28 protein-coding genes and 2 tRNA genes are annotated in these 26,522 nt (G+C 67.9%); 7 read left to right on the top strand and 23 right to left on the bottom strand.

Going from position 1 to position 26,522, the window contains the following annotated elements; translation table 11 throughout:
• Positions 1–97: 97 nt before the first annotated feature.
• Entirely contained in the window at positions 98–841 is a 744-nt protein-coding gene (locus tag V6K52_RS13795) for an IclR family transcriptional regulator (protein WP_353950686.1), read from the top strand.
• 73 nt (positions 842–914) lie between these two features.
• Here V6K52_RS13795 and V6K52_RS13800 read toward each other — a convergent pair.
• From V6K52_RS13800 to gltX, 3 genes are all read right to left on the bottom strand, one after another.
• Positions 915–987: transfer RNA gene (locus tag V6K52_RS13800), tRNA-Glu, on the bottom strand.
• Positions 988–1,083: 96 nt separating this feature from the next.
• Positions 1,084–1,158 (bottom strand) — tRNA-Gln (locus V6K52_RS13805).
• Between the two features lie 128 nt (positions 1,159–1,286).
• Positions 1,287–2,819, bottom strand: coding sequence for a glutamate--tRNA ligase (gene gltX, locus V6K52_RS13810; RefSeq protein ID WP_353950687.1), 1,533 nt, complete (start codon positions 2,817–2,819; stop codon positions 1,287–1,289).
• Positions 2,820–2,896: 77 nt separating this feature from the next.
• Between gltX and V6K52_RS13815 the strand changes: the two genes are divergently transcribed.
• Positions 2,897–3,109, top strand: coding sequence for a dodecin (locus V6K52_RS13815; RefSeq protein ID WP_353950688.1), 213 nt, complete (start codon positions 2,897–2,899; stop codon positions 3,107–3,109).
• Positions 3,110–3,131: 22 nt separating this feature from the next.
• Here V6K52_RS13815 and V6K52_RS13820 read toward each other — a convergent pair whose 3' ends face one another.
• Positions 3,132–4,376 (bottom strand): sigma-70 family RNA polymerase sigma factor, encoded by a 1,245-nt coding sequence (locus tag V6K52_RS13820; RefSeq protein WP_353950689.1) that lies wholly within the window; start codon positions 4,374–4,376, stop codon positions 3,132–3,134.
• 10 nt (positions 4,377–4,386) lie between these two features.
• Positions 4,387–4,737 (bottom strand): YciI family protein, encoded by a 351-nt coding sequence (locus tag V6K52_RS13825; protein ID WP_353950690.1) that lies wholly within the window; start codon positions 4,735–4,737, stop codon positions 4,387–4,389.
• A gap of 382 nt (positions 4,738–5,119) precedes the next feature.
• Here V6K52_RS13825 and V6K52_RS13830 point away from each other — a divergent pair, with 382 nt between their 5' ends.
• Complete coding sequence (locus V6K52_RS13830) at positions 5,120–5,545, top strand: VOC family protein (RefSeq protein WP_353950691.1); 426 nt, start codon at positions 5,120–5,122, stop codon at positions 5,543–5,545.
• Positions 5,546–5,586: 41 nt separating this feature from the next.
• Here the strand turns inward: V6K52_RS13830 and V6K52_RS13835 are convergent, their stop codons facing one another.
• The 3 genes from V6K52_RS13835 to V6K52_RS13845 are packed head-to-tail and all read right to left on the bottom strand — an operon-like array spanning position 5,587 to position 7,484.
• A complete protein-coding gene (locus V6K52_RS13835) occupies positions 5,587–5,793 on the bottom strand; it encodes a hypothetical protein (RefSeq protein ID WP_353950692.1) in 207 nt (68 codons plus the stop codon).
• A gap of 37 nt (positions 5,794–5,830) precedes the next feature.
• Complete coding sequence (locus V6K52_RS13840) at positions 5,831–6,604, bottom strand: fumarylacetoacetate hydrolase family protein (RefSeq protein WP_353950693.1); 774 nt, start codon at positions 6,602–6,604, stop codon at positions 5,831–5,833.
• Between the two features lie 34 nt (positions 6,605–6,638).
• Positions 6,639–7,484, bottom strand: coding sequence for an SGNH/GDSL hydrolase family protein (locus V6K52_RS13845; protein ID WP_353950694.1), 846 nt, complete (start codon positions 7,482–7,484; stop codon positions 6,639–6,641).
• 116 nt (positions 7,485–7,600) lie between these two features.
• Here V6K52_RS13845 and V6K52_RS13850 point away from each other — a divergent pair, with 116 nt between their 5' ends.
• On the top strand, positions 7,601–8,497 hold the full coding sequence (locus V6K52_RS13850; protein WP_353950695.1) for a 3-methyladenine DNA glycosylase: 897 nt from the start codon (positions 7,601–7,603) through the stop codon (positions 8,495–8,497).
• Here the strand turns inward: V6K52_RS13850 and arfB are convergent.
• The 4 genes from arfB to cimA form a co-directional block, all read right to left on the bottom strand.
• The gene (arfB, locus tag V6K52_RS13855) at positions 8,484–8,894 is read right to left on the bottom strand and encodes an alternative ribosome rescue aminoacyl-tRNA hydrolase ArfB (protein WP_353953781.1); all 411 of its coding nucleotides are present in this window, start codon (positions 8,892–8,894) and stop codon (positions 8,484–8,486) included. The genes V6K52_RS13850 and arfB overlap by 14 nt on opposite strands.
• Positions 8,895–8,935: 41 nt before the next feature.
• Positions 8,936–9,562 (bottom strand): GNAT family N-acetyltransferase, encoded by a 627-nt coding sequence (locus tag V6K52_RS13860; protein ID WP_353950696.1) that lies wholly within the window; start codon positions 9,560–9,562, stop codon positions 8,936–8,938.
• A 1-nt stretch (position 9,563) separates the two neighbouring features.
• Positions 9,564–10,769, bottom strand: coding sequence for a hypothetical protein (locus tag V6K52_RS13865; RefSeq protein ID WP_353950697.1), 1,206 nt, complete (start codon positions 10,767–10,769; stop codon positions 9,564–9,566).
• A 128-nt stretch (positions 10,770–10,897) separates the two neighbouring features.
• On the bottom strand, positions 10,898–12,511 hold the full coding sequence (cimA, locus tag V6K52_RS13870) for a citramalate synthase (protein WP_353950698.1): 1,614 nt from the start codon (positions 12,509–12,511) through the stop codon (positions 10,898–10,900).
• Positions 12,512–12,878: 367 nt separating this feature from the next.
• On the opposite strand from cimA, the gene V6K52_RS13875 reads away from it, so the two are divergent.
• Positions 12,879–13,340, top strand: coding sequence for a YdeI/OmpD-associated family protein (locus V6K52_RS13875; RefSeq protein WP_353950699.1), 462 nt, complete (start codon positions 12,879–12,881; stop codon positions 13,338–13,340).
• A 21-nt stretch (positions 13,341–13,361) separates the two neighbouring features.
• Here the strand turns inward: V6K52_RS13875 and V6K52_RS13880 are convergent, their stop codons facing one another.
• Positions 13,362–14,648: a DUF2786 domain-containing protein gene (locus tag V6K52_RS13880; protein WP_353950700.1), complete on the bottom strand. Its 1,287-nt coding sequence runs from the start codon at positions 14,646–14,648 to the stop codon at positions 13,362–13,364.
• Positions 14,649–14,810: 162 nt separating this feature from the next.
• Here V6K52_RS13880 and V6K52_RS13885 point away from each other — a divergent pair, with 162 nt between their 5' ends.
• Entirely contained in the window at positions 14,811–15,083 is a 273-nt protein-coding gene (locus tag V6K52_RS13885; protein ID WP_353950701.1) for a hypothetical protein, read from the top strand.
• Positions 15,070–15,648 carry a hypothetical protein gene (locus V6K52_RS13890; RefSeq protein ID WP_353950702.1) on the top strand — a complete coding sequence of 193 codons (579 nt, stop codon included), beginning with the start codon at positions 15,070–15,072 and terminating at the stop codon, positions 15,646–15,648. Before V6K52_RS13885 ends, V6K52_RS13890 begins: the two co-directional genes overlap by 14 nt.
• Here the strand turns inward: V6K52_RS13890 and V6K52_RS13895 are convergent.
• The 10 genes from V6K52_RS13895 to V6K52_RS13940 all read right to left on the bottom strand — a co-directional run bounded on the left by V6K52_RS13895 (position 15,615) and on the right by V6K52_RS13940 (position 26,503).
• Positions 15,615–16,340, bottom strand: coding sequence for a class I SAM-dependent methyltransferase (locus V6K52_RS13895; protein ID WP_353950703.1), 726 nt, complete (start codon positions 16,338–16,340; stop codon positions 15,615–15,617). The genes V6K52_RS13890 and V6K52_RS13895 overlap by 34 nt on opposite strands.
• A gap of 57 nt (positions 16,341–16,397) precedes the next feature.
• Positions 16,398–17,516 (bottom strand): MBL fold metallo-hydrolase, encoded by a 1,119-nt coding sequence (locus V6K52_RS13900; protein WP_353950704.1) that lies wholly within the window; start codon positions 17,514–17,516, stop codon positions 16,398–16,400.
• 10 nt (positions 17,517–17,526) lie between these two features.
• On the bottom strand, positions 17,527–18,255 hold the full coding sequence (locus V6K52_RS13905) for a gamma-glutamyl-gamma-aminobutyrate hydrolase family protein (protein ID WP_353950705.1): 729 nt from the start codon (positions 18,253–18,255) through the stop codon (positions 17,527–17,529).
• Positions 18,256–18,262: 7 nt separating this feature from the next.
• Complete coding sequence (locus V6K52_RS13910; RefSeq protein WP_353950706.1) at positions 18,263–19,030, bottom strand: 3-oxoacyl-ACP reductase; 768 nt, start codon at positions 19,028–19,030, stop codon at positions 18,263–18,265.
• Between the two features lie 27 nt (positions 19,031–19,057).
• On the bottom strand, positions 19,058–20,431 hold the full coding sequence (locus V6K52_RS13915; protein ID WP_353950707.1) for an aldehyde dehydrogenase family protein: 1,374 nt from the start codon (positions 20,429–20,431) through the stop codon (positions 19,058–19,060).
• A 4-nt stretch (positions 20,432–20,435) separates the two neighbouring features.
• Positions 20,436–21,821: a glutamine synthetase family protein gene (locus V6K52_RS13920; protein ID WP_353950708.1), complete on the bottom strand. Its 1,386-nt coding sequence runs from the start codon at positions 21,819–21,821 to the stop codon at positions 20,436–20,438.
• 16 nt (positions 21,822–21,837) lie between these two features.
• Positions 21,838–22,566 carry an FCD domain-containing protein gene (locus tag V6K52_RS13925; protein WP_353950709.1) on the bottom strand — a complete coding sequence of 243 codons (729 nt, stop codon included), beginning with the start codon at positions 22,564–22,566 and terminating at the stop codon, positions 21,838–21,840.
• Between the two features lie 22 nt (positions 22,567–22,588).
• A complete protein-coding gene (locus V6K52_RS13930) occupies positions 22,589–24,130 on the bottom strand; it encodes an amino acid permease (RefSeq protein WP_353950710.1) in 1,542 nt (513 codons plus the stop codon).
• A gap of 132 nt (positions 24,131–24,262) precedes the next feature.
• On the bottom strand, positions 24,263–25,360 hold the full coding sequence (locus tag V6K52_RS13935) for a branched-chain amino acid aminotransferase (RefSeq protein ID WP_353950711.1): 1,098 nt from the start codon (positions 25,358–25,360) through the stop codon (positions 24,263–24,265).
• Positions 25,361–25,402: 42 nt separating this feature from the next.
• Positions 25,403–26,503 carry a 3-isopropylmalate dehydrogenase gene (locus tag V6K52_RS13940; RefSeq protein ID WP_353950712.1) on the bottom strand — a complete coding sequence of 367 codons (1,101 nt, stop codon included), beginning with the start codon at positions 26,501–26,503 and terminating at the stop codon, positions 25,403–25,405.
• Positions 26,504–26,522: the final 19 nt, after the last annotated feature.

Raw genomic sequence — 26,522 nt, forward strand, 5'->3', positions numbered from 1 at the left:
CCTCGCACGGGGTCGGCACCATCGCTCCCATCGAGATTGGCACGCGGTACGGAACCCGGGACTTGCGTCTCACGGCTTGGGACGGCAGTATCAAGACATGGACAACACCAGTGGGGTTGGCGTTCTCGACAAGGCAGCGATCGTCTTGAGCGCACTCGAAGCGGGGCCCTCGACCCTCGCCCAGCTCGTCACCGCCACCGGGCTCGCCCGCCCGACGGCGCACCGGCTCGCGGTTGCTCTCGAGCACCACCGCCTCGTTGGCCGCGACATGCAGGGACGCTTCGTCCTGGGCCCGCGCCTCGGCGAGCTCGCTGCCGCCGCCGGCGAGGACCGCCTCCTGGCGGCCGCGGGACCGGTTCTCGGCGCGCTGCGCGACCACACCAACGAGAGCGCCCAGCTGTTCCGCCGACAGGGCGAGCACCGCATCTGTGTGTCGGCTGCCGAGCGGCCGGTCGGGCTGCGCGACTCGATCCCGATCGGCGCCAGCCTGACGATGCTTGCTGGCTCGGCCGCCCAGATCCTGCTCGCGTGGGAGGAGCCCGACCGGCTCCACCGCGGCCTCCAGGGTGCCGCCTTCAACGCCACCACCCTGTCCGGCGTGCGCCGTCGCGGGTGGGCCCAGAGCGTCGGCGAACGCGAAGCCGGGGTCGCCTCGGTCTCGGCTCCCGTCCGCTCCCCCTCCGGGCGGGTCATCGCCGCCGTCTCGATCTCGGGACCGATCGAGCGCCTCTCGCGTCAGCCGGGCCGGCTCCACGCAGCCACCGTGATCGCCGGCGCCAACAAGCTCACCGAGGTGCTCACCCGTCACGCCAAGACCGCGGAGGAACAGCACTCCGCCTGACCGGACGATCTCAGCCGGCACCGAGAAACGCGAAAGTCCCCGCCACCAGAAGGTGACGGGGACTTCGTGCGTGTAGCCCCGACGGGATTCGAACCCGCGCTAACGCCGTGAGAGGGCGCCGTGCTAGGCCGCTACACAACGGGGCCCTAGCTGTGCTGTCGGAGCAAGCTCCGAACAGCGGGTGAAAGAATACCGCAGAACGGAGATTCCTTCGGATGAGCCTATGCCACAAGGACATTGACTGGCTGGGGTACCAGGACTCGAACCTAGAATGACGGTACCAGAAACCGTAGTGTTGCCGATTACACCATACCCCAAGGGGGTATCACCGTGGCTTTGGTCCGAAGACTTCATGCACCGGTGAACCGAGGAGTGATACTACCGGCCCCCTCCTCCACTCCCAAATCGGTCGGTATGCCGCGTGGCCGTCGACTCTCCGGCGGACTCAGAGGGAGTCGCGCAGGGCCTGCAGTCGGGCGAGTGTCGAGGTCTTGCCGAGGATCTCCATGGACTCGAAGAGCGGGGGGCTGATGCGCGCTCCGGAGACCGCCGTGCGCAGCGGGCCGAACGCGAACTTGGGCTTGATGCCGAGGCCTTCGACGATCGACTCACGTAGCGAGGCCTCGATGGCGCTGGCGTTCCAACCGCTGTCGGTGCCGAGCACCCCGGCACCGTGGTCATCGATGTCACCCAGGGCGGCGAGGGCCGCATCGAGCACCTGACCCGCATCGTCCTTGAGCTGGCCGCGGGCGTCCTCGGCGATCTCGAGGGCATCGTCCGCAACGAAGAACGGGCGGACGAGTGCGGACGCCTCGTTGAGGTGGGCGAGGCGCGTCTGGATGAGCTCAGCGACGGCCTTGAGCCGCCCGAGCTCGCCGAGTGACGGGTTGCCCGAGAGCACCTCGTCACGCTCGAGGAACGGCAGGAGCCGCGACGTGAAGTCGCCGAGGTCGAGCTCGCGGATGTAGACGCCGTTGAGCCAGTCGAGCTTCTTGAGGTCGAAGATCGGCCCGACCGGGTTGACCTTCTTCCAGTCGAAGCCGTCGCTGAACTCGCGGAAGGTGAAGACCTCACGCTCGGTGCCATCCGCCTCGAGGATCGGTGGATAGGCCAGCAGCGCAAGGAAGTTCACGAGCGCCTCGGGCAGATAGCCCTCTTCGCGGAACCACGTGAGGCGCGCGGCCGGGTTCTTGCGCTTGGAGATCTTGGATTTGTCGGTGTTGCGCAGCAGCGGCATGTGCGCGAACTTCGGCGGCTCCAGTCCGAGCCACTGGTAGAGCAGCACGTGCTTGGGCGTTGAGCTGATCCACTCCTCGCCGCGCACGACGTGGGTGATGCCCATCTCGTGGTCGTCGACGACGACGGCGAGGTGATAGGTCGGGAAGCCGTCGGCCTTGAGGATGACCTGGTCGTCGGGGCGCGGTGCGGAGACGGTGCCACGGATGAGGTCATCGAAGGTCAGCGGCGCATCGTCGGGGATGAACATGCGCACGACCGGCTGCTTCTCGCTGAAGCCGGGCAGCTCGGCCCGCTCCTCGCGCGTCTTGCCATGGCAGAGACGGTCATAGCCGGTCGGCTGCTTGGTCTTCTGCTGGACCTCGCGCATCTGCGTGAGGCGCTCACCCGAGCAATAGCAGTGGTAGGCCTTGCCGTCGGCGAGCAGCCGCTCGACGTAGGGCTTGTAGGTGTCAAGCCGCTCGCTCTGCCGGTACGGCGCGAACGGCCCCCCGACATCGGGTCCCTCGTCCCACGTGAGGCCGAGCCAGTGCAGGGTGTCGTAGACCTGCTCCTCGCTGTCCGCCTGGAAGCGCGCACGGTCGGTGTCCTCGATGCGCAGGAGGAAGCGCCCACCCTGCTGTCGCGCGAAGGCAAGGTTGAACAACGACATGTAGGCCGTGCCGACGTGTGGATCTCCCGTGGGTGACGGGGCGACGCGAAGGCGAGGGCTGAGGGCTGCGGGGGTGGGCTTTTCGCTCATGATCCCCCGATTCTAGGGTCTACGTTGGATTGCAGGACCGGGCGACCGGCGTCCGGCACGACGTCCGGAGGAACCCCATGGCCAATCACGTGTATGCCATCTCAGAGCTTGTTGGCAGCTCACCAGAGGGTGTGGAGGCAGCAGTGCAGAACGCCCTTGCCTCGGCGAGTTCGAGTGTGCGCAACCTGGACTGGTTCGAGGTGACCCAGATCCGTGGCCACCTCGGCGACACCGGACAGGTCGCCGACTGGCAGGTCGGCATCAAGCTCGGGTTCCGCGTCGAGAAGTAACAGCCGCGACGACCCGGCGGTCTCAGCCCAAAGTCTTGCGTCGGGAAGCCAGCCACGCACGTTCGGCGGGATTCTCCGTGGTCGCGATCGCGGCGGCATACGCGCGACGTGCGTCGTTCGTTCGTCCCAGGCGGCGCAACAGATCGGCTCTGGTCGCGTGCCACGGTGCGTATGCCGTGAGCTCCAGTCCGTCGACGATGGCCAGGGCCACCTGTGGTCCGTCGAGCTCGGCTAGGGCGACCGCGCGGTTGAGGGCGACGACCGGCGAGGGCCGCACGTGCATGAGCTGGTCGTAGAGCGCGACGATCTGCCTCCAGTCAGTCAGCGAGACATCGAGTGCGTCGGTGTGGACAGCCTGGATGGCAGCCTGCAGCTGGTAGGGCCCAGGAGCGTTGCGGCGCAGGCACTCTCGCACGATGGCGTGACCTTCGTCGATGAGGTGGGAATCCCAATTTGTGCGGCCCTGGTCGTCGAGAGTGACGAGGCTCCCATCGGCGGCGATGCGGGCCGGGCGGCGGGCCTGGCTCAACAGCATGAGGGCGAGCAGACCGTCGACCTCCGGCGGAGAGCCGATTTCGTCGGCGATCAATCGCACGGCCCGGGTGAGGCGGATGGCCTCGTCGGCGAGGTCCTGTCGGTCGGCGTTGTCCGCGGTCGAGCTGAGGTAGCCCTCGTTGTAGACGAGATAGAGCACCGCGAGCACGCCGTCGAGGCGTTCGGCGAGGTCGGCGCGCTCGGGGATGCGATAGGGGATACCGGCCTTGGCGATCTTGGCCTTGGCCCGGGTGATGCGTTGGGCCATTGTCGTCTCGGGGATGAGGAAGGCGCTGGCGATCTCGGCGACGGTGAGCCCGCCGAGCAGACGCAGGGTGAGCGCGACCCGAGCCGGCTCGGCCAGCGCGGGGTGGCAGCAGGTGAAGATGAGTCGGAGCCGGTCGTCGGTGACGGGACCTGTGGGCTCCGGGGGCGTGTCGTCGGTGAGCATCGTGGCCTCCGCGTACTTCTCGTCGCGGACCTTCTCGCGGCGCAGGTGATCCAGCGCCTTGCGGCTGGCCGTGGTGGTGAGCCACCCCGCGGGATTGGGCGGGACGCCTTCCTGCGGCCACCGCTCGAGCGCGATGACGATGGCTTCACCGAGGGCATCCTCGGCGAGGCCGATGTCGCCGTAGCGGCGGATGAGCCCGGCGATGACGCGGCCGTACTCGGCGCGGACGACGTCAGCGACGGCGTCCGCGCCGAGAGCGGCGGCGGGGCGTTGGGCGCTCACGCGTGAGAGCTCAGGCCTCGCCTGCGAAGGGACGGACCTCGACGGGTCCGCCGCAGGCGGCCGAACCCTCCTTGGCCCATTGCAGGGCCTCGTCGAGGTCAGCAGCCTCGATGACCCAGAAGCCGCCGAGGTACTCCTTGGCCTCGGAGAAGGGGCCGTCCGTGACGGTCGGGCTGTCACCGGTGGCGTCGACGGTCGTTGCGGTCGCAATCGGCTCGAGGCCACCCGCGAAGACCCACTTGCCGGCGTTGCGCACCTTCTGGTTGAACTTCTCGACCGTGGCGAACATCTCCTGGATGACGTCGTCCGAAGGCATCTCGTCATCGACGGAGCCAGGAACCGAGAGCAGGTACTGAGTCATGGTGATTCTCCTATGGGTGAACGACCGGCCGCCTTCAAGGACGCCCTGCGGTGTCGTTCATCCTCTCCACGAACGGGTGCATATGCATACGACACCTCCGGCGAAGTTTCTTCAAACTTTTTTGAGGGACGCCTGGCCGGACCGGCCAACTATCAGCTCGCGCTACCCAGCATGACGCCTGTGCTCAGGGGAGAGTCGGCGTTGCGGAGCTGATAGTCCGCCGGTCAGTCGGCAGCGACGAGGGGTCGCCATTGGCCGAGTCTCGGCAGGTCCAACTTCGAGGTTCGACAGAGTTCCACCGAAGTGATCAGAGAATGCGGGCCTTGCGCGCGAGACTGATTCACCTGGACATCGAAGCCCGCACCCGAACAAAGGACCCGACATGTTCCACGGACTCTCCACCGTCACCCTCTACGCCCCCGACCTCGACGAGGCCGGCCGCTGGTACACCGAAGCCCTCGGCGTCGCGCCCTACTACGTCACGCCGGCATACATCGAGTTCCATGTCGGTCCGATGAAGTTCGAGCTCGGCTTCATCAAGGCTGCCTACGCCGGATCACCGCTGGCCAAGACGCCGGCCCCGGTCGACGGCAGCCCGTCCGGTGCCGTGGCCAACTGGCACGTCGACGACGTGGCGGCCGAGCGGGAACGCCTCATCGGGCTCGGCGCCACGCCGCACGATGACGTCGTCGAGCGAGGCGAGGGCGCGGGCTATGTCACCGCGTCGGTCATCGACCCGTTCGGCAACATCATCGGCCTCATCCACAACCCGCACTGGGCCACCATCCACGCCGGCCAGCCCTCCTGATCGTCGGTCAGCGGTCGGGGTCGGTCAGCGGTCGGGGTCGGTCAGCGGTCGGAGCTGGCGTGCTCGGCCACCCTGTGCTGCTCGCGCTCGTCGACGACCCGCCAGAAGAACGCTCCGGACGTCACGACGATGCCAAGCACCGCGGTGGCCCACGGGAGGGGACTGCTCGCCTTGTTGCCAAGAACCAGAGCAGCCAGGACAAGGCCGAGACCCCACGTCACGTGCATACCGAACGAGAACATGCGCATGGGCCGAAGTCTTGCAGGGACCACGCTCAAGCGCTCGTCAGTCGGCACTGACGAACGGGTTGCTCAGTGTGCCGATCTGGTCGATCTCGACGTCGACGCGCTGGCCAGCGACAACCTGACCGACGCCGGCAGGGGTGCCGGTGAGGATGACGTCACCCGGCAGGAGCGTGAACGCCTGCGAGGCGTGCGCGATGAGTTCGGCGACGCCATGGACCATGTCGGAGGTCGGGCCGTCCTGCACGACGTCGCCATCCAGGGTCGTGCGGATCCGGCAGGCCGACGGATCAAGGCTGGTCTCGATCCACGGGCCGAGCGGGCAGAACGTGTCGAGGCCCTTGGCCCGGGCCCACTGACCGTCGCCACGTTGGAGGTCCCGCGCCGTGACGTCGTTGGCCACGGTGTAGCCGAAGACGATTGACAGGGCCTGGTCGACCGGCACGTCCTTGGCGACGCGACCAATGATCACGGCCAGCTCACCTTCGTAGCTCACCTCGTCGGTGAAGCCGGGGATGACCACGGGGTCGCCCGGGCCAACGACCGCGGTGTTGGGGATGAGAAACATGAGCGGCGTGGACGGCGCCTCGCCGCCCATCTCCTTGGCGTGATCGGCGTAGTTCTTGCCAATGCCGATCACCTTGCTACGCGGGATGACCGGCGCGAGGAGGCGGACGTCCGCGACGAGGTGGGTCGCGCCCGTCAGCTCGATCTTCGTGTAGAGAGGATCCCCAGTGATCTCGGCGATCTTCTCGCCGGCTCCGTCGACCAAGCCGTAGACCGGGTCCTCACCTGTCGTAAATCTCGCGATGCGCACGCGCTCACTCTAGGTGCCTCGTCCTGGGCGAGGGTCACCCGAGGCGAGCAGCGACGGTCTCGGCGAGGACGGCATACCCGGCGTCGTTGGCGTGAATGTCGTTCTTGGTGCACATCCACGTCCACGCGCAGATCGCTGCGACGTTCGTCGGGATCATTCCGTATGCCGTGGCGACCGGTGTCGTGTCGGCGGACCTGAGCGCGGTGGCCACGTCCGCAACGTCGGCTCCGACGGTCGCGGCCGAACGAGCGACGGCGGCGTTGAGCAGTGACTGGAGGAAGGTCGACAGTCCGGCCACCTGCTGACCCGACGCACCGGTGAGCCACGCGGCAAGGAACGGGTTGTAGTAGTTGAGGACGACGATCTCCGTGTCCGGCCCGGTGGCGGCACGCAGCTGGCCGAGCGTGGTCGTGAGGTTGCGCTCCACGGTGGCGAGCGCGGCGAGGGCACACGCGACGTCGACCGTCGGGCGGGCGCAGGGGGTGACGTCGTTGGCGCCGATGTCGATCGTGACCAGGTCGACCTTGCCCTTGTGCGCCTTGAGGAACTCGACGCCCTCAGCGAGCTGGCTGCCCGCCTCGTAGTCGCAGCGATCCGCACCCATGAGAGACGTCGTCGTGGCGCCGGAACAGGAGATGTTGCGCAACTTCGCCTTGGGAGCGGTGTCCTGCAAGGCCTCGAGCACTCCCCCGACGTAGCCACCTGCTCGGTCGTCCCCGGCACCAGGTTGGTAGCCCGCAGCGAGGGAGTCGCCCAGGGCGAGATACCAGCTCGTCGCCTTGTCGGAACCTTGGCCGGGGCCGGCAGACGCGGCGGATGGCGCCACGAGGGCCACCAGGGCGACGAGGGACGCGAGGGCGAGAGTGAGGATTCGGCGCATGACATCAGCTCCAGTGCAGGCGGGCCCGCGGCGCTGCGGACATCATCGGATCGTCGCACAGCACTCGACGTGATGAGGGAGGTCGGGCGAAGTCGCTCGCTTAGGCTGGTGCGGTCATGACTGCAGCCACCCACTCGCCACCGTTCCCCATGCTCGTGGACCGCGACACGTGGTCTGCGCTCGAGGCGAACCACCAGGAGCGGGTTGACGCGGCCACATCCGCACATCGGGCCCGACGAGGCCTGGGGGTGCCCCATCCGATCGAGGACTTCCTCTTCAGCTACTACTCCACGAAGCCCGCCCAGCTGCGGCGTTGGCATCCGGGAGTGGGCGTGCGTCTCGAGGGAGCGGCCGGACTGGAGCGCGCGCCATGGAAGCACTATCGGGTCATCGGGGACGCCGTCGAGGTCGACGTGGAGGCGTTCGTTGCGGCGCGCGGGCGCGCGGTCGAGTTCATCGGCCGACTTCTTGCTGCCACGGCCAGCCGACCCGCCCGGCTGGGTTGCTTCGGACTCCATGAGTGGGCCATGGTCTACCGCGCGTCCGACGGCGACGTGCGCCACGAGCAGGTGCCATTGCGGCTCAGCCAGGCAGAGACCGACTCGGTCGTCGAACGTCACCAGATCACCTGCAGCCACTTCGACGCGTTTCGCTTCTTCACGCCAGATGCGTTGTCGCGCAACGCGATCCAGCCGACGCGCGACTCGCAGGTGGAACTGGAACAGCCGGGCTGCCTGCACGCCGGGATGGACCTCTACAAGTGGGCGACGAAGCTGACGCCGATCGTCCCGGGCGACCTCACGATGGACTGTTTCGATCTGGCCATGGAGATCCGCCTTCTGGACATGCAGGCCTCGCCGTATGACCTCTCGGGCTACGAGGTCGAACCGGTGAGGATTGAGACGGCAGTCGGCAAGACGGCATACATGGAGCGTCAGCGAGCGTTCGCCGAGCGGTCCAACGATCTGCGCCACCGTCTGCTCGCCGTCGTGGCGGACGTCAGTCGGGGGTGACGCGACCGCGGCCGGACTTCACGTTGCCGCGACGCTTCTTGGCGTCGAGTCGGCGGCGTTGGGAGCCACGAGTGGGTCGCGTCGGACGCCGAGTTGGCGGCGCCGGAGCCAGCGCATCCCGCAACAGGTTGGCGAGGCGCTCTCGAGCCGCGGCTCGGTTGCGCAGCTGCGATCGGTACTCCGACGCCGCGACCACGAGCCGTCCTTGCACGAGGCTCGACTCCAGCACCTCGAGGACACGCTCGATCTGGGTCGGCGTCAGGGACGTGGACGCGGCCGGGTCGAAGACGAGCTCGACCCGGCTGTCGGTGGTGTTGACGCCCTGCCCACCCGGGCCCGACGAACGACTGAACCGCTCGACAAGGTCAGCAGCGTCGATGACGAGACCACCCGGCATACCGGGTCCTGGCCTCACCACGAGATCGCCGATTCCGGTCGTCACAGCAACGGCACTGCACGGGCCGCAGTGAGCTCAGCCATGATCTCGTCATCCACGGGCACGTCGCTCTCGACGAAACCGAGATCGACATACATCGCTCGCGCGGCAACGTTCTCGGGTTGGTAGGACAGTCGGACGGCCGTGACGTTGGGCTTCGCGAAGAGCCAGCGGATCAGCGTGACCATGGCTGCCCGTCCGACTCCCTTCCCCTGCTCGCCAGCGTCGACCATCACGCCACCGATCCAGTGCATCTGGTCGTCGTCATCCCATCCCCACATGACATGGCCGACGATGATGTCGTCGGCGTGGACACCCAGCGAGTGCCACTCGCCCTCACGCTGCGACAGCAACAAGTAGCGGGCCGCGCTCGGGGGCACGAAGCCACGCTGGTCATCGCGCGGCGCGACGTCGGCGATGTCGCGCCAGTTCGCGTCGGTCACGGCGACCAGGGTCACGCGTCGGGCAGCGCTGTCGAGGACACCCCCGTTGATGACGTCCGCCGTGCCCTCTGCCCCACCGTCGCCCGTCACACCGCCATCATCCGTGCCGGGACACCCGGCTGTCGAGGACGTTTCGTGATCGAGGCGCTCAGGGCCGGATGCGGCATCAGCGCGGGACCGGCTCACGTCACGAGCTGTAGTAGCCGTAGTCGAGGGCATAGAGACCGCGCAGCGTCGGGTACTCCGCCGTCGTCCACAGCTCCCCCCGGCCACCCCAGTAGCTGAAGTCCTCGGTGCCCACCGGAAGATGGTTGCCCCAGCTCTCCAGCGCCCCGGACGACGGCGTGTAGCGGTAGACGTCCCCGCGGTCGTTGTCCGTGCCGGGAGCCGAACCTCCGTCGCTCTGGCTGAGATAGAGGCGCCCATTGACGAACACCCCACCCTGGAGACTGTCGACACCGATGTTCCAGGCGCCGTCGGCACCAGCCACCGTCGAGGTCTCCGCAATCAGCTGCGAGGTCTCGTCGAGGTTGTAGCGCACGGTGCGCGGCGAGGTCTGCGCCGTGTCACCGGGTGCGCGGTACTCGGTCGCGACGAGGGTGTCCGGGGATGTGGTGCGGTCGATCGCCACGGACGAGTAGCGAAACGACCCCTGGCGGGCGTAGCGGTGGACCTGCGGCGCGACGTACTTGTAGCCGTAGGCGCCATAACCCGACGCGGTCTTGCCGATGGCATCCGTGATGGCGGTGTTGACGCTCCAGATCCGACCCATGTCGAAGACCCGGATGCCCGTGGTGTCAGCGACGTAGAGATAGCGGCCGTACCAGGCGAGACCTCCCGCGTGCGTGCTCGCGATCGAGAACGTCGGCGACGTCGAGGTTCCACCGGGAACGGCGAGGAGGACGTGGCGGTACTTGGCGTTGGCGCGGTCGAGGATCGAGACGCGAGCGCCCTTGTTGGTGCCGCCGTCGTGGTCATACCAAGAGGTGGCAATGAGCGATCGGCCACCCGCGGTCGTGCCGGCTCCACCGTAGGCGTCATAGGTTGTCGAAACGCCCTGCGCGTACCACTGCTCCGTGTCGTTGTCATCGCTCGCCCAGCAGTACTTCTTCGTGACGTGAGGTAGCACCGAGGTGCACGACGAACCGGTCGGGCCCACGCGGTTGGCGTCCGCGGCGACAGTGTCGAGGCTGACGTTGGGCAGCGCGGCGTCAAGAGCGCCCAGCACCGCGCTCGAGCTGCTCGAGCGGGTGAGGTTGAAGCCGGTCGTCGGGATCGGCGACGCAGCCTGCGCCGCGCCCACCCCGATCGAACCGACGACCACGGCGGCAGCGGCCGACGCCACCACCGCACGGAAGAACCCCTTGGCCCCGAGAACGCGCTGTCTATGCATGTGCTTCCCCTCCGGTCAGTCGGGGTCGAAGTGACCCCCTACTGAAGGCTAGGGGCGCCCGTGCTGCGACGCATCCGCTGGACGCGGCCAGCGGATGCGGCCAGCACGTCGGGCGTGCCGCAAACTGCTCAGCGCGCGGGCACCCCGGCACGGAGCAGGCCGTAGGTGACGCTCTCGACGAGTGCCATCCAGCTCGCTTCGAGGATGTTGGGTGCGACGCCGATGGTCTCCCACGTGAACTCACCGTCGCTGGTCTCGATGAGCACCCGCGTCACGGCGTCAGTGCCGTGGGCGGCGTCAAGGATGCGCACGCGGTAGTCGATGAGCTCGAGGTGCTCGACCTCGGGGTATGCCGGAGCGAGCGCGAGCCGCAACGCGTGGTCGAGTGCGTTGACCGGACCGTTGCCCTCACCGGTGCGCAGGACACGTTTGCCACCGGCGGTGAGCTTGACGGTCGCCTCCGACAGCGCGTCGCCTGCGGTCTGCGAGTCGGTGATGACGCGCCATGACTCGATCTCGAAGAATGCCGGGAGTGCCCCCTCGATCTCGCGACGCAGCAGGAGCTCGAAGCTCGCGTCGGCCGCGTCGAAGGTGTAGCCCCGCAGCTCGAGGTCCTTGACCCGAGCGAGCACCTTCTTGACCAAGGCACTGTCCGCCTCGTTGTCCGGGTCGAGCTCAAAGCCGAGCTCACGCGACTTGAGCTCGATCGACGCTCGCCCGGCCATGTCGGAGATGAGCATGCGCATGTCGTTGCCCACGTGCTTGGGATCCAGGTGCTGATAGAGATCGGGGTCGACCTTGATCGCGCTGGCGTGCAGACCCGCCTTGTGCGCGAACGCACTCGCGCCAGTGTAGGGCTGACGTGAGTAGGCCGGCACATTGGTGATCTCACTGATGGCGTGGCTGATCCGCGTCGACTCCTGCAGCAGGTGCGGGTCCATGACCTCGCGTCCCACCTTGAGCTGAAGGTTGGCGACGACGGTGACGAGGTTGGCGTTGCCGGTGCGCTCGCCGTAGCCGTTGATGGTGCCCTGGACATGGGTCGCGCCGGCGTCGACGGCGGCCATCGAGTTGGCCACGGCGCAGCCAGTGTCGTTGTGGCAGTGGATGCCGAGCCGGGCATCTCCATTCGCCGCGTCCAGCCCGAGGGCATCGACGACGTCCGTGACAACGTCCCATACCTGGCCCGGCAGCATGCCGCCGTTGGTGTCACAGAGCGCCGCGACCTCCGCACCCGACTCGAGCGCGACGCGAAGTGCCTCGATCGCATAGGTGCGGTCCACGGCATACCCGTCGAAGAAGTGCTCCGCGTCCAGGAAGACGCGCCGCCCCTCCCCGCGCAGGAACGACACCGTGTCGCGGATCATCTCGAGGTTCTCGGCGGGTGTGGTGCGCAGTGCCCGCTCGACGTGGCCCACGTGCGACTTCGCGACGAGGGTGACGACCGGCGCCTGGCTGTCGATGAGCGCCCGGACCAGCGGGTCCGTCGATGCCTTGCCGCCGACCCGGCGCGTCGCACCGAACGCCGCGAGCGTGGCGTTCTTGAGGGTGAGTTCGGTGGCGGCCCGGGCGAAGAACTCCGTGTCCTTGGGGTTCGCGCCGGGCCAGCCACCTTCGATGAAGCCGACTCCGAGGTCGTCGAGGTGCGACGCAATCGTGAGCTTGTCCACGACGGAGAGGTTGAGGCCCTCCTGCTGGGCACCGTCACGCAAGGTGGTGTCGTAGACGTGCAAGTCGCTCATTCGGGTGGCCTCGATCTTCATCTCTGCGTCGGCTTCGTCAAAACGTGTGCCTCAAGTGTCGCTGTCGACCTGCGCTGCCGCTCGGGCGGCCGGGGGTGTGGCGGCCGAGCCTTCTGTCCGGCCGACTCAGGCTCACCGTCGTCGACCAAACAAAAAGACCCCCCAGGTGTGGGAGGTCTGCGCGACGAACGGCGTTCGTTCGTCGCGCTAGTCGATAATGACGGTGGCGGTGGCCACGGACATGAGGGTCACGGGGAGAGACTGACATGCCCGACCAGCATTCGGGAAGGGCTGTCCACATCGCGGTCGATGCAGAGCATTTCGGAGTATGCCGTCCGCTCGCCTTCGCTCACTAGGCTCAGCTCCCATGGGAGAGACACTGCACCTCACCGCCATCCTCGAACCGCGCGGGCCCGCAGGTGGGTTCGCGTTCACCGACGAGCAGGTCGCCGCGATGGGTGATGGCGCCAAGGTCTTTCCCGTGATCGTGACCATCAACGGCAGGGCCATCGCGCTCCGGCTCGCGCGCATGGGCGACGAGAACCTGGTCGGCTTCAGCAAGGCCGCGCGGGCACAGGCCGGGGTCGAACTCGGCGACGAGGTGACCTTTGACATCGCTGCGGACCTGACTCCGCGCACGGTCGAGGTCCCGGACGATCTCGCTGCCGCGCTCGCCGCGGACCCCGACGTCGAGAAGGCCTTCGACGCCATGGCCTACTCACACCGCAAGGAGTACGTCCGGTGGGTCACCGAGGCCAAGCGCGAACAGACCCGTCTCGACCGCATCGCCAAGACCATCGAGATGGTGCGCGAGGGCAAGACCCGCTGACCCGCTCCCCCATGTGAGCGCTCAGCCGGTGCGTCGACGACCCACCCGGTCGCGCGACGTCGTGCCGTCAAGGCGGGCCCGGTCGGCGGCAGCGCGCCCGACATGCCACCCTTCCGCATCGCGAACGGACTGGGTTCTGCGTCGCGTGAGCGAGGGGAACCACTCGCCCACCACGTGCTCGACCTTCTCGGTCCGGGCCGCCATGAGCGGGACGAGCTCCTGACCTCTCGAGCTGGCCGCTGATGCGGCCGACTCCATCTCGGCGGCTGCGACCAGGGCGAGCCGCTCACCGATCCGGTGGGCGTAGGCGGTGAGGAACGACGAACGGAAGGCCCTGGTCCGGCTGCGTCCGCGGTAGTCCGCGCGCGAGCCCTCGGCCATCATCGCGGTGTTGGCCTGGACGAGGAGAGACGTGAAGAGCAGCTCGACGCCCTCGAGGTCGGACTCGAAGCCGATCACCGTGCCGAAGCCGAGCTCACGCGTCCAGATCATGCGGCACCGGTTGGCCGTGGCCACGGCGGTGAGCAGCGAGGCCTTCGGGCCGTCATATGGCGTGTCGATCCCGATCCGGCGACCTTGTGGCCCGCCGTCAAGCGCGCCCTCCCCGTCCTCGTCGGCAAGAAGTGCGACGTCGATGCTGTGTCGCGCCATCAGCGCCTGCGCACCAGCAGTGAAGGTTTCGGCCTCCGCGGCGAAGTTCGTCGACTCCGCCTTGGCGAGCAGCAGACGGACCCGCTCGAGGATCCGCGAGTCCACGTCGGCAGGTTGCCCCGAGGGAGAGTTCTTTGCCGCGGAGGTCGCCGACGGACGGAAAACTCCCGGCAACGGCGTGAGCCGCTCGATCACGGGAACCCACTGGAGCAGATGCATGGCCGTCAGGGCCCGTGAGATCAGACTCAGCCAGTCGACCCCGCGCTGGCGATGCGCGTCGAGCCAGGTCTGCGAGCGCGACCACCAGACACCGCCTTCGAGCGCCTGGAGCTGGGCCATGAAGGTCGGGTCAACCGTCGCCGGGGCATAGCGGTCAAGCTCGTCGGAAATGGCGTCGAGGACGAAGGCCTGATCGTCGGTCGTGAGCCGCCGGACCGCCATCCGGTGGACGTCGGAGGGCTGCCATCCGCGTTGCCAGGCGCCGGCCGTCGCGTCACGGATGCCGACGACGAGTGCCGTGACGACCGTGCGCGATCCCTCGGCCGTCGCGCACCTCTGCGCCAACTCCACGGTGACGTCGTCGAACGCGCGAGTGCGGTTGAGGTTCAGTGACCGGATCGCCAGGTCGACGAGTTCCGCCTCGGTGGTGCTGCTCATGGGCTCCCCTGGTGACGTGTGAACGCCCAGCATTGCACCGGCGACCGACGCCAGGTTCCGCTCGAGCGGGCCTGTGGACAACGGCATACCCAACCCTTGCCCTGTGGACGACACGTCAACATGTCGTTGACATAGCCATGCTGTCAACCTATGGTTGACAGCATGGCAAAAACATTGGGTCTGCGAACCTCCAGGGCCACCGACCTGACGTCGGGCAGTGTCTGCGTCCTGCTCGGCGCGGTCGCCCTGATGCTGTCTCGCGGACGGGATGGTTTCGACAAGGGACTCTTCCAGGGCGCCACCGTCGCGCTCATGATTCTCGGCGCCTACCTCCTGGGATCAGCCATCCGAGCCCGCAACGACGCCACACCCGGCGTCGAGGGCGAGAGCCACGGGGACGACGACCTCTGGCTGCCGAGCCGTGACAAGCACTGAGACCGTCGGCGACGCCGTGGGGCACAGCGCCCTCGTCGACGCCATCGGCACCGCGATCCTCACGTCCGCACCCGGCGACGACCCCCTTGCCCTCGTCCGCCACGCTGCCTGCGCCGAGGCGGCGGTCCGTGACCTCCTCCAACAGTCCGTCGGCGCTGCCCGCGCCGGTGGCCACAGCTGGGCCGCCATCGGGACCGAACTTGGGATGACGCGACAGGCCGTCCAGCAGCGCTTCGGGGACCGCTCCACGGGCGACCCGGTCTCTGCCGAGCAGCGGTGGCTCGGCCCGGTCACCGCCTTCGACGAGATGGCCGAACTCGAGATCGCCGGCCGACGGGGATGGCACACGGTCCGCGCCGGCATGCTGCGCCACCTCGTCGTCCACACACCCACGCAGTGGGAGCACAAGCGCGTCGTGTGGACCGGGTCGCTCAAGAGATACGAGAAGGACGGATGGGTCGTGGGCTGCCGCGCCCTTCCCTGGATCTATCTCGTCCGTGACACCGGGCTCCCCGCCGAGGGCGCAGCGGATCAGGAAGGCGCAGGAACGCCGAGCGTGAGGTAGGCGAAGCCGAAGGCGTTGCGATATCCGTGCAGCCACCTCTTTCGGTGCTGGTCGGCGCGTGCCCGGACCTCGGCGTCGTCGTGATGGAGGAGCCACTCCTCAAGGTCGGCGAGGTAGCCGGACTCGAACGCGAACAACTCGTCCTCGTTCGCGGTCTCGGTCCACAGTGGCCGGAATCCGGCCTCGACCGCCAGGTCGACGAGCCCGGCAACCGACGGCAGGGCCACCACGTCGTCCCACACGAGCTCGGGTTGCACGGGTCCTCGCACCTCCCACGTCCCCTCGCCGAGAACCAGCCGGCCACCCGGTCGCACGAGCGACATGAGGGCCGCGAGTGCCTCGGCCGGTGAGTCACCGAAGGCGTGGGACGAGCCGATGCAGATGACGACGTCCGCAGGCTCGCTCACCTCGCCACCCGGCAGGTTCTGGAACGTCACCCGCTCCGAGACGCCGAGCTCCTGTGCCCTGGCCCGACCCCGTTCGAGGTGGCGCTCCTCGGTGTCCACGCCCAGCGAAGTCGCTCCGGGAGCTCGCGCAGCGATCCGCACCAACAGTTGACCCCAGCCGCACCCGACGTCGAGGACGGTGGAGGGCGCAGCCGCCGCCAACCGGCCCGCGAGGGCGTCCGCTCGCGCATCGGACAACGGCGCGTTGAAGGTCAGGTGCTCATAGAAACCCGGGGTGTCAGTCACCCGGCGAGTCAATCAGCGCCGTCCGCACGTCTCGACCGGGTTTCACGATGGACGAGTTCAGGTGACCGAACGCCACCAGAAGCTGGGCTCGGAGGGAGGGGCGGACACGTCGATGCGCTCGCCCGGCCGCGGCACGACGACCTTGACTCCCCGGCGCTCGGCCTCGACCAGGACCCGCTCGATCGGCTCGCTCCACGGGTGGAAGGCCAGGTTGAACGTGCCCCAGTGCACCGGCACCATCACACCGGCCCGCACGTCGAGGTGCGCCTCGACACCGTGCTCAGGCGTCATGTGGATCGTCGGCCAGCCGTCGTCGTAGGCGCCGACCTGCACCAGCGACACGTCGAAGGGACCGTAGCGCTCGCCGATCTGCGCGAAGCCCACGAAGTAGCCGGTGTCGCCCGAGTAGAAGACCTTGTGCGACTCCCCCTCGATGACCCACGAGGCCCAGAGGGTGCCGTCACGGGAGAGCCCACGACCGGAGAAGTGTTGCGCCGGAGTCGCGACGAGGCGCACGCCCTCGACCTTGGTGTCCTCGTGCCAGTCGAGTTCGTCGATGCGGTCGAGCGGGATGCCCCACTTCTCGAGGTGGGCTCCGACGCCGAGCGGGACGACGAACCGCGTTTGCGCCCGCAAGGACGCGAGCTCCTTGATCGACTCCATGTCGAGGTGGTCGTAGTGGTCGTGCGAGATGACGACGGCGTCCACGGGGGGCAGGTCATGCAGCGCAATCGGAACCGGGTGGAGGCGTCGCGGCCCGACCTGCTGGGACGGCGAGCAGCGGTCACTCCACACGGGGTCGAGCAGCACGACGGCGCCATCGACCTGGACGAGCGCGGTGGAGTGCCCCAGCCAGGTGACATGGGCGCCTTCGGCGACCGGCTCCAGCGCGTCACGCACGAGCGGCACGTCACCGACGGGGTGCCTCTCCTGGCGTCCCGCGACGAGCTCCTTGACGCTGCCGGCGATCGAGCGGGACGACGGCTCGAAGCGCAGCTGCTGATTGTGGAACTTGCCGTTCGACCACTCGGGCGACGCCTGCATCCGAGCAGCGCGCTCGCCGTTGGCCCTTCCGCCCATGGCCTCGGGGATCGGGCGACCCGCCTTGACGAGCCAGGCAGCGAGCCCGACACCTCCGGCAGCAACAGCGAGTCCAGGAATTCTCAGAATTCTCACCCGTCCAGTGTCACCCACGCCGAGTTCTGGAGTCGCACGCCTCCACCAGCGCGTCGAAGAGTCGCCCGTCCGTGCCCGCTTCCGGATGCCACTGAACGGCAAGACGCAGGGGGTATGCCGTGTCCTCCATTGCTTCCAAGGTCCCGTCCTCGTGCCACGCGGATGCCGCGTAGCCGGGGTGGGTGCGCACCGCCTGATGGTGGTAAGTCGGGACGTCGAGGACGTCCGTGCCGAGGATCGACGCGAGCTGCGTTCCCTCGACCGGCCTCACGTGATGCGACGCATGGACGCCGGGCGTCGGGCTGTGGGCATCGTGCCCCACACGGTCGGGCACGTGCTGCTCGAGCGCCCCACCGGCCGCGACCGCCATGACCTGCATTCCGCGACAGATGCCGAGCAACGGCTGCCCGGTCTGCGCGGTGACCCGGGCCACCGCGAGCTCGAACGCGTCCCGGTCCGGCCGAGGTGACTGCGCGCGAGAGTCGGGCACGGCGGCATACCGGCTGGGTTCGACGTCGGCACCGCCGGCGATGACGACACCGTCGAGACGCGCGAGCAGCCCTGCAACAAGGGTGTCCTCGGCATCCAGACGCGGCGGGAGAACCACGGCGATGCCGCCGGCGCGCTCGACGTGCTCGACGTAGGCGTGCGGCAGGACGGTGCTGTGCTGTCCCGCCCAGTCGCCACGGGTCACCGGCTCGACATAGCTGGTGATGCCGATGACCGGCCTGTCACCCACGCACGCCTCAGACGGGCGTGACGTAGGCACCCGAGATGCCACCGTCGACGAGGAAGGTGTTGGCCGTGATGAAGCTCGACTCGTCGGAGGCGAGGAAGAGCACGGCGTTGGCCATCTCCTCGGGTTCACCGAAGCGACCCATCGGGACGTGCACGAGCCGTCGGGCGGCCCGCTCCTCGTCTGCAGCGAAGAGCTCACGCAGCAGCGGGGTGTTGACCGGCCCCGGGCAGAGAGCGTTGACGCGCACCCCCTGACGCGCGAACTGCACTCCGAGCTCACGCGACATCGACAGCACGCCACCCTTGGACGCGCTGTAGGAGATTTGCGAGGTCGCTGCACCCATGACCGCCACGAAGGATGCTGTGTTGATGATCGAGCCCTTGCCCTGCTCGAGCATGTAGGGCAACGCCGCCTTGCAGCAGAGATAGACCGAGGTCAGGTTGACCTCCTGCACCTTGCGCCAGGCATCGAGGTCGGTGGTGAGGATCGAATCGTCCTCTGGCGGGCTGATACCCGCGTTGTTGAACGCGATGTCGACGCTGCCGAACTTCTCGTGGGCCTGCGCGAAGAGGGCGTCGACCTGGTCCTTGTCGGTGACGTCGCAGTGGACATAGGCTCCACCGATCTCGTCGGCAATGCGCTCACCGTTGGCGTCATCGAGGTCGCCGATGACGACCTTGGCCCCCTCCTCCGCGAAGCGACGCACCGTCGCGAGCCCGATGCCGGAGCATCCCCCGGTGACGACGGCGACCTTGCCTGCAAGCCGATCTCCCATGTGCTGCTGCCCTTCCGTTCAGTGTGTTCAGTGCTCGGTGCTGATGAAGACGTTCTTGACCTCGGTGAAGGCGTCGAGGGCGTCAGGGCCGAGTTCGCGCCCGATGCCGCTTGCCTTGTAGCCACCGAACGGCGTCGAGTAGCGCACGCTGCTGTGGCTGTTCACCGAGAGGTTGCCTGCCTCGACCGCACGCGCCACCCGAATGGCCCGGCCGACATCGCGCGTCCAGATCGAACCCGACAGCCCGTATGCCGTGTCGTTGGCCAACCGGATCGCGTCGGCTTCGTCGTCGAACGGGAGCACGGCCACGACGGGACCAAAGATCTCGTCCTGCCAGACCGGGTCCGTGGTGGAGCCCGGGAGGACGACCGTCGGCGGGTACCAGTAGCCGGCACCCTCGGGGGCTGAGCCGCGGAAGGCGATGTCGACGTCGGTCTCGGAGTCCTCGATGAAGGCGCGCACTCGGTCCCGTTGTCCGGCGCTGATGAGCGGACCCATCTGGGTGGCTTCGTCACTCGGTGCACCGACGCGCACGCCCTTGATGCCTGCCTCAAACCGCTCCATGAAAGCGTCCAGCACGTTGCGCTGCACGAGGATTCGCGTTCTGGCGCAGCAGTCCTGGCCGGCGTTGTCGAGGAAGGACATCGGCGCCGCTCCCGCTGCGACATCGAGATCCGCGTCGTCGAAGATGATGTTGGCGGACTTGCCGCCGAGCTCGAGGGTGACCCGTTTGAGCTGGTCGGCGGCCTTGCGCATGATGCCCTGCCCGACGGCGGTGGAGCCCGTGAAACAGACCTTGCGCACGTCGGGGTGGGTGACGAAGCGCTCCCCCACGATCGAGCCCTTGCCCGGCAGGACGGTGAACACACCCTCTGGCACACCGGCCTCGAGGGCCAGCTCACCGAGCCGCATGGCAGTCAGAGGCGTCAGCTCGGCTGGCTTGAGGACCACCGTGTTGCCGGCGGCCAGGGCGGGCGCAAGGCCCCAGCCCGCGATGGGCATGGGGAAGTTCCACGGGACGATGATCGACACGACCCCGAGGGGTTCCTTGAAGGTGACGTTGATCCCTCCCGCCACGGGGATCTGCTGCCCGAAAAGGCGTTCTGGCGCAGCCGAGTAGTAGTTCAGGACGTCCCGGAAGTTGCCCGCTTCCCAGAGTGCGTTGCCGATGGTGTGACCGGCGTTCTCGACCTCGAGGGCCGCGAGCTCGTCGAGATGGTCGTCGACGACCTCACTGAAGCGACGCAGAATCCGGCCCCGGTCGGCCGGGGCCATCTCCCGCCAGGTCGGGCCCACCTCGGCGGCGCGAGCGATCGCCTCGTCGGTCTCCTCGACCCCGACGAGGTCGATGGTGCGCACCGTCTCCTCGGTCGCCGGGTTGATCACATCGTGCACAGTCATGCGGTTACAGCCTTTCGAAGCCTCGGATGCGTTCCCAGTCGGTCACTGCGGCGTCGAATGCCTTGAGCTCGACGTCCGCGGCATTGACATAGTGGTCGACGACGTCGTCGCCGAAGATCTCGCGGGCGATCGCCGACTTGGCGAGAACGTCGCGTGCCTCGCGCAGCGTCCCGGGGACCGTCTCGACGTCCGAGACATAGGCATTGCCCTCGAATGCCGGCTCCAGCTCGAGCTCGTGCTCAATGCCATAGAGCCCTCCCGCGAGCATCGCAGCGACGGCGAGGTAGGGGTTCACATCTCCTCCCGGCACCCGGTTCTCCATCCGCAGTCCGGCACCGTGCCCGACGACACGCAGCGCGCAGGTGCGGTTGTCACGCCCCCAGGCGATGGCCGTCGGTGCGAACGATCCCGCCTGAAAACGCTTGTACGAGTTGATGTTGGGCGCATAGAAGAACGTGAAGTCACGCATCGTCGCGAGCACTCCGGCGAGGAACTGGTCGTGCAGCACGCCCTGGCCACCCTCGCCGTCCTCGTCGGCGAAGACGGCCTCACCGTCGAGCCCACGCAGCGACAGGTGGATGTGGCACGAGTTGCCCTCACGCTCGTCGTACTTCGCCATGAAGGTGAGCGACATGCCGTGCTTGGCGGCGATCTCCTTGGCCGCGGTCTTGTAGATGACGTGGTTGTCGCACGTACGGACCACCTCGTCATAGAGGAAGCCGATCTCGTGCTGCCCGAAGTTGCACTCGCCCTTGGTGCCCTCGACGGTCACGCCGGCGGCATACAGCTCGCTGCGGATCTCGCGCAGGACAGGCTCGACGGCAGTCCCGCCCATGATCGAGTAGTCGACGTTGTAGCGGTTGGCGCCGGTGAGTCCGACGTAGCGCCGGTCCCACGCCGAGGCATAGCTGTCCTCGAAGAGGATGAACTCCAGCTCGGTGCCGGCGATCGCCATCCACCCCCTCTCGGCCGCCCGCTCGACCTGCGCCCGGAGGATGCCGCGGGGTGACTCCCGCACCGGTCCCGAACCATCGAGCCACGCGAGGTCGCACTGGATCGTCACGGAGTTCGGCTGCCCGGGCGTGCGTCGGAGCGTGTCGAGGTCCAGGACGAACTCGAAGTCGCCGTAGCCCTTCTCCCAGGACGACATCGCGTAGCCGTCGACGGTGTTCATGTCGACGTCCACCGCGAGGAGGTAGTTGCACCCCTCCGCTCCTCCTTCGAGGACGTGGTCGAGGAAGTAGGCCGCGTGCAGACGTTTGCCGGTCAGCCGACCTTGCATGTCGGTGACGGCGATGACGACCGTGTCGATCTCACCGCTCGCGGAGCCGGTGCGCAGGTCATCGAGGGTCAGTTGCTTCGGACCCCCTGCATGGATGGAACCGCTCATGTGTCGATCTCCTTCGTCATCCGATGAGTCCTCTGAGCAGGGCGGAGGTGGCGTCACAGTGCTCCTCCATGGCAGCACGAGCGGCATCGGCGTCGCCACCCAGGACTGCGGCGACAACCTCGTCGTGCTGCTCGCACGAGTGGGTGATGTTGCGGGGCAGCACCGGGATCGCGCCGAGCAGCTCGCCCAGTGCGGCCTGCGCGCGCGTCACCGATTCGATGAGCATCGGCGAGCCCGACAGGGTGGCGACCGCGAGGTGGAATCGGCTGTCGGCGATCCGATGGGCACCCGCGTCCGGAGCTGCCCAGACGGCTGCTGCGGAGTCCGTGAGCCAGGCGCGTTGGTCACCGGCGAGGCTCTGGCGCGCTGCGAGCCAGGCACTCCCGGGCTCGACGATCCGACGGAAGTCGAGTGCATCGGCCAGCGCTGCGCCTCGCCGGACCGCAACCGGCGTGGACCCGGGCTCCGGCGTGACGTAGGTGACGATCGTGCCGCCGCCGCGTCCGCGCCTCGTGGCGACCAGCCCACTCTCCCGGAGGGCAGCGATCGCATCCCGCAGGGTGTTGCGGGCGACACCGAGCCGTTCGGCGAGGTCACGCTCGGGCGGGAGCTGTTCGCCATCGACGAACACGCCCAACCGGATTGCCGTCGCAAGCTGCTCGACCGTGGTCTCGAAGACGTTGGCGGTCGCTGGGCGCAGGACGGCATCGGAGAGGCGCCCCACGTCAGGAAGGTGAGCGGTCACGCGACCCGCCCCACGGCATACCTCATCGGAAGATCTCGGCCGGCTCGACCGTGTCGTGACCCTCGGGCACGTCGACCATGAAGTGGTGTCGACCTCGGGCGAACCACGACACCGTGGAGAAGACGAGGACGAAGAGGACGGCGAGCGGCGCGTAGTTGAAGGTCGCGTCACCGAAGGTGCCCGGTGCATAGGCCGGGAGCATGAAGAGGACGACGATGAAGGCCACCCACACGATCGCGATCCACCCGAGAGGCGCCGACCACTTGCCGAGGTTCCAGCGCCCCGGCCGGAACTCCGGGTTGGTGCGACGGAGGTAGACCGGGACGACGTAGGCGATGTAGAGGCCGATGACCGCGATGGAGGTGACCGCGAAGAAGGCGGTGAGGTTCCGGATCGCGGGCAGGGTGACGACGATGGCCAGGCCCACACACAGCCAGATCGAGTTCGTCGGCGTGCCCGTGCGAGGGTTGACCTTGGCCCAGAGCCGCGACCCGGGGAGGGCGTTGTCGCGTGAGAACGCATAGGTCATCCGCGAGTTCGCCGTCACCGACGCCATGCCGCAGAAGAACTGGGCCACGGCGCAGATGAACAACAGCGTGATGCCGAGGTTGCGACCGGCGGCGTCGATGAAGACCTGGGCGACGGGCAGGCCCGTGTCGGACGCGCGGGTCGCCGCATAGTCCTGGATCGCCGCGGTGATCGAGATGAGCAGGATCCAGCCCGCGAGGAGCGAGACCCAGACCGACCGCACGATCCCCTTGGGTGCCTCGGTCGAGGCGCTCTTGGTCTCCTCGGCGATGTGGGCGGACGCGTCATAGCCCGTGAAGGTGTACTGCGCGAGGAGCAGGCCGATGAGGAAGACGTAGATGCCGCTGCTCCACCCGGTCTCGTTGACGAACCCGGTGAAGGTGAAGTCCATCGTCTGGTGCTGGTCGGGGACGAGCCAGAGCACGGCCACGATGATCGCTACGCCCGCGAGGTGCCACCAGGCGCTGACGTCCGAAAGCAGCTTGACGAGTGAGACGCCGAAGGTGTTGAGCAGCCCGTGGAGGGAGATGATGACGACGAAGGCGACGAAAGTCGAGACGAGGCTCACCTCGATTCCGAAGACGAGGTTGAGCAGTGCCATCCAGGTGATCGCTGCGCCGTAGTCGATGGCCGCGGTGACGGCCACCTCGCCCAGGAAGTTGAACCACCCGACGTACCAGGCCCAGACCCGCTTGTTGCGGCGGGCGAGCTTGCCAGCCCAGTAGTAGAGGCCCCCGGCGGTCGGATAGACCGAGCAGATCTCGGCCATGGCGAGCGCGACGCAGAGGACCATCACACCGACGAGCGGCCAGCCCAGGTTGATCGCGGACGGCCCGCCGGCGTCCATCGCGAGATAGAACGTCGTGACACAGCCGGAGAGGATGGAGATGATCGAGAACGAGACGGCGAAGTTGCTGAAGCCGCTCATCCCACGATGGAGCTCCTGCTTGTAGCCGAGCTCGGCCAGCATGGCCTCGTCATCCTGGTGGTCGCCCTGCTGCCCATCGTGTGTGGTGCTGCCCGCCTGAGATGCCATCTGACTCTCCATCAAAGGTCTGTTTCGGAACCCTTTGGTCCCGAAACTTCAATGGAGGACAGGAAACACCCACCCGGCATACGACGTCAATGGTTTGTCCATGAACCTTTTAACAAGGCCCCGCGCAATCCCTCACGCGAGCTGGGTGAGCCAGCCGCGCGTGTCCTCGGCGCGGCCGTACTGGATGTCGAGGAGGCGCGAGCGGATCGTGCGCGTCACCTCGCCACCTTCGGGTCCGCCGACGGCGGGGGCCGTGCCGCCGTCCCAACGGAGCTCACCGACGGGGGTGATGACGGCCGCGGTGCCACAGGCGAAGATCTCGACGATGTCGCCCGAGGCCACGCCGTCCTTCCACTCCTGAATCGGCACCGTGCGCTCCACGGGCGTGAGGTCGAGGTCCTTGGCGAGCTCGAGGATCGAGCTGCGGGTGATGCCTTCGAGGATGGAGCCGGTGAGCTCGGGAGTGATGAGCTCCCCGTCCTTGGTCAGGAGGAAGAGATTCATCCCGCCGAGCTCTTCGATGTTCTGCTGGGTCCCCGAGTCGAGGAAGACCGCCTGGTCGCAACCGTTCTCGATGCCCTCGAGTTGACCGGCGAGTGACGAGGCGTAGTTGCCGCCGCACTTCGCATTCCCCGTGCCGCCAGCGCCAGCGCGGGCGTAGTCCTGCGAGATCCACAGCGTCACGGGCTTGAGGCCGCCCGGGAAGTAGGGGCCGGCCGGGGAGGCGATGACGGTGTAGGTCACCTCGTTGGCCGGGCGCACACCAAGGAAGGCCTCGGACGCATACATGAACGGGCGCAGATAAAGGCTTGCCTCGCTGCCGTCAGCCGGGGGCACCCAGGCGGAGTCGACGGCGAGCAGCGCCTTGAGCGAACCGATGAAGTCGGCCTCGGAGAGCTCGGGGAGGGCGAGGCGGCGAGCACTGCGGGTCATGCGAGCGGCGTTGGCCTCGGGGCGGAAGGTCCACACCGAGCCGTCCTCGTGGCGGTAGGCCTTCATGCCCTCGAAGATCTCCTGGGCGTAGTGCAGCACCGCCGCGCTGGGCATGATCTGGATCGGGCCGTAGGGCAGAACGCGCCCGTCGTGCCAGCCGCCGTCCTTGGTCCACGTCGCCGTGGCCATGTGGTCGGTGAAGTGGACACCGAAACCGGGCTTGGCGTGGATCTCTGCGCGACGCTCGTCGCTCACCGGGTCCTGATGGCGCGAAGTAGTGAACGAGAGGTCGGTCATCTCAGGGGTCCTTCCAAGACTGTGCGGGGGCTCTTGCTGAGCCTATGACAGGCGCGCGGCGACGGCGTCACCGATGGCGCTCGTCGTGCGTACCTCACGGCCGCGCGCGGCAAGGTCTGCCGCGACTGCGGCCTCGACCCGCCCTGCCTCGTCGGTGCGACCCAGGTGCTCCAGGAGCATCGCGACCGACAGGATCGTCGCCGTCGGGTCGGCCTTGCCCTGTCCGGCGATGTCCGGCGCTGAACCGTGGACCGGCTCGAACATGCTCGGCGCCGAACCCGTCGGATTGATGTTGCCGCTCGCAGCGAGGCCGATGCCTCCGGCGATCGCGGCAGCGATGTCGGTGATGATGTCGCCGAAGAGGTTGTCGGTGACGATCACGTCGAAGCGACCCGGGTCGTTGACGAGGAAGATCGTCGCCGCGTCGACGTGCTGATAGGCGGTCTGGACGTCCGGGAACTCGGCCCCGACCTCGTCGACCGTGCGCCGCCACAGGTGGCCGGCGTGGGTGAGGACGTTGTGCTTGTGGACCAGCGTGAGGTGCTTGCGCGGACGCGTCTGGGCGCGGGCGAAGGCCGCTCGCACGACGCGCTCGACCCCGAAGCGGGTGTTGACGCTGACCTCGGTCGCGATCTCGTGTGGAGTGCCCGTGCGCAGGGCGCCGCCGTTGCCGACGTAGGGGCCTTCGGTGCCTTCACGAACGACGACGAAGTCGATGCCATTCGGGGCGACGCGTTCCACCGCGAGCGGGCTCTCGACACCCGGGAAGAGCTTGGCCGGGCGGAGGTTGACGAAGTGGTCGAGGGCGAAGCGCAGCGGCAGCAGGACTCCGCGCTCGAGAACACCACTCGGGACGCTCGGGTCACCGATGGCGCCGAGCAGGATGACGTCGTGGTCGCGCAGCTCCTCCAGGACGCTGTCCGGCAGGGTCTCGCCAGTCGCATTCCAGCGCTTCGCGCCGAGGTCGTATGCCGTGCTGGTCACCTTGGTGCCGCTGCCTGCGGTGACGGCCTCGAGGACCTTGAGGCCCTCAGCCACGACCTCAGGTCCGATGCCGTCACCCGCGATGACCGCGAGGTTGATGTCCCCTGTCTCGGCGTCCTGGGTTGCGGTATCCCCTGCTCCATCGCTGGTCTGCGTCATGCTGACACCTTAGAAATGA

Source organism: Knoellia sp. S7-12, from assembly GCF_040518285.1.
Taxonomy (GTDB): domain Bacteria; phylum Actinomycetota; class Actinomycetes; order Actinomycetales; family Dermatophilaceae; genus Knoellia.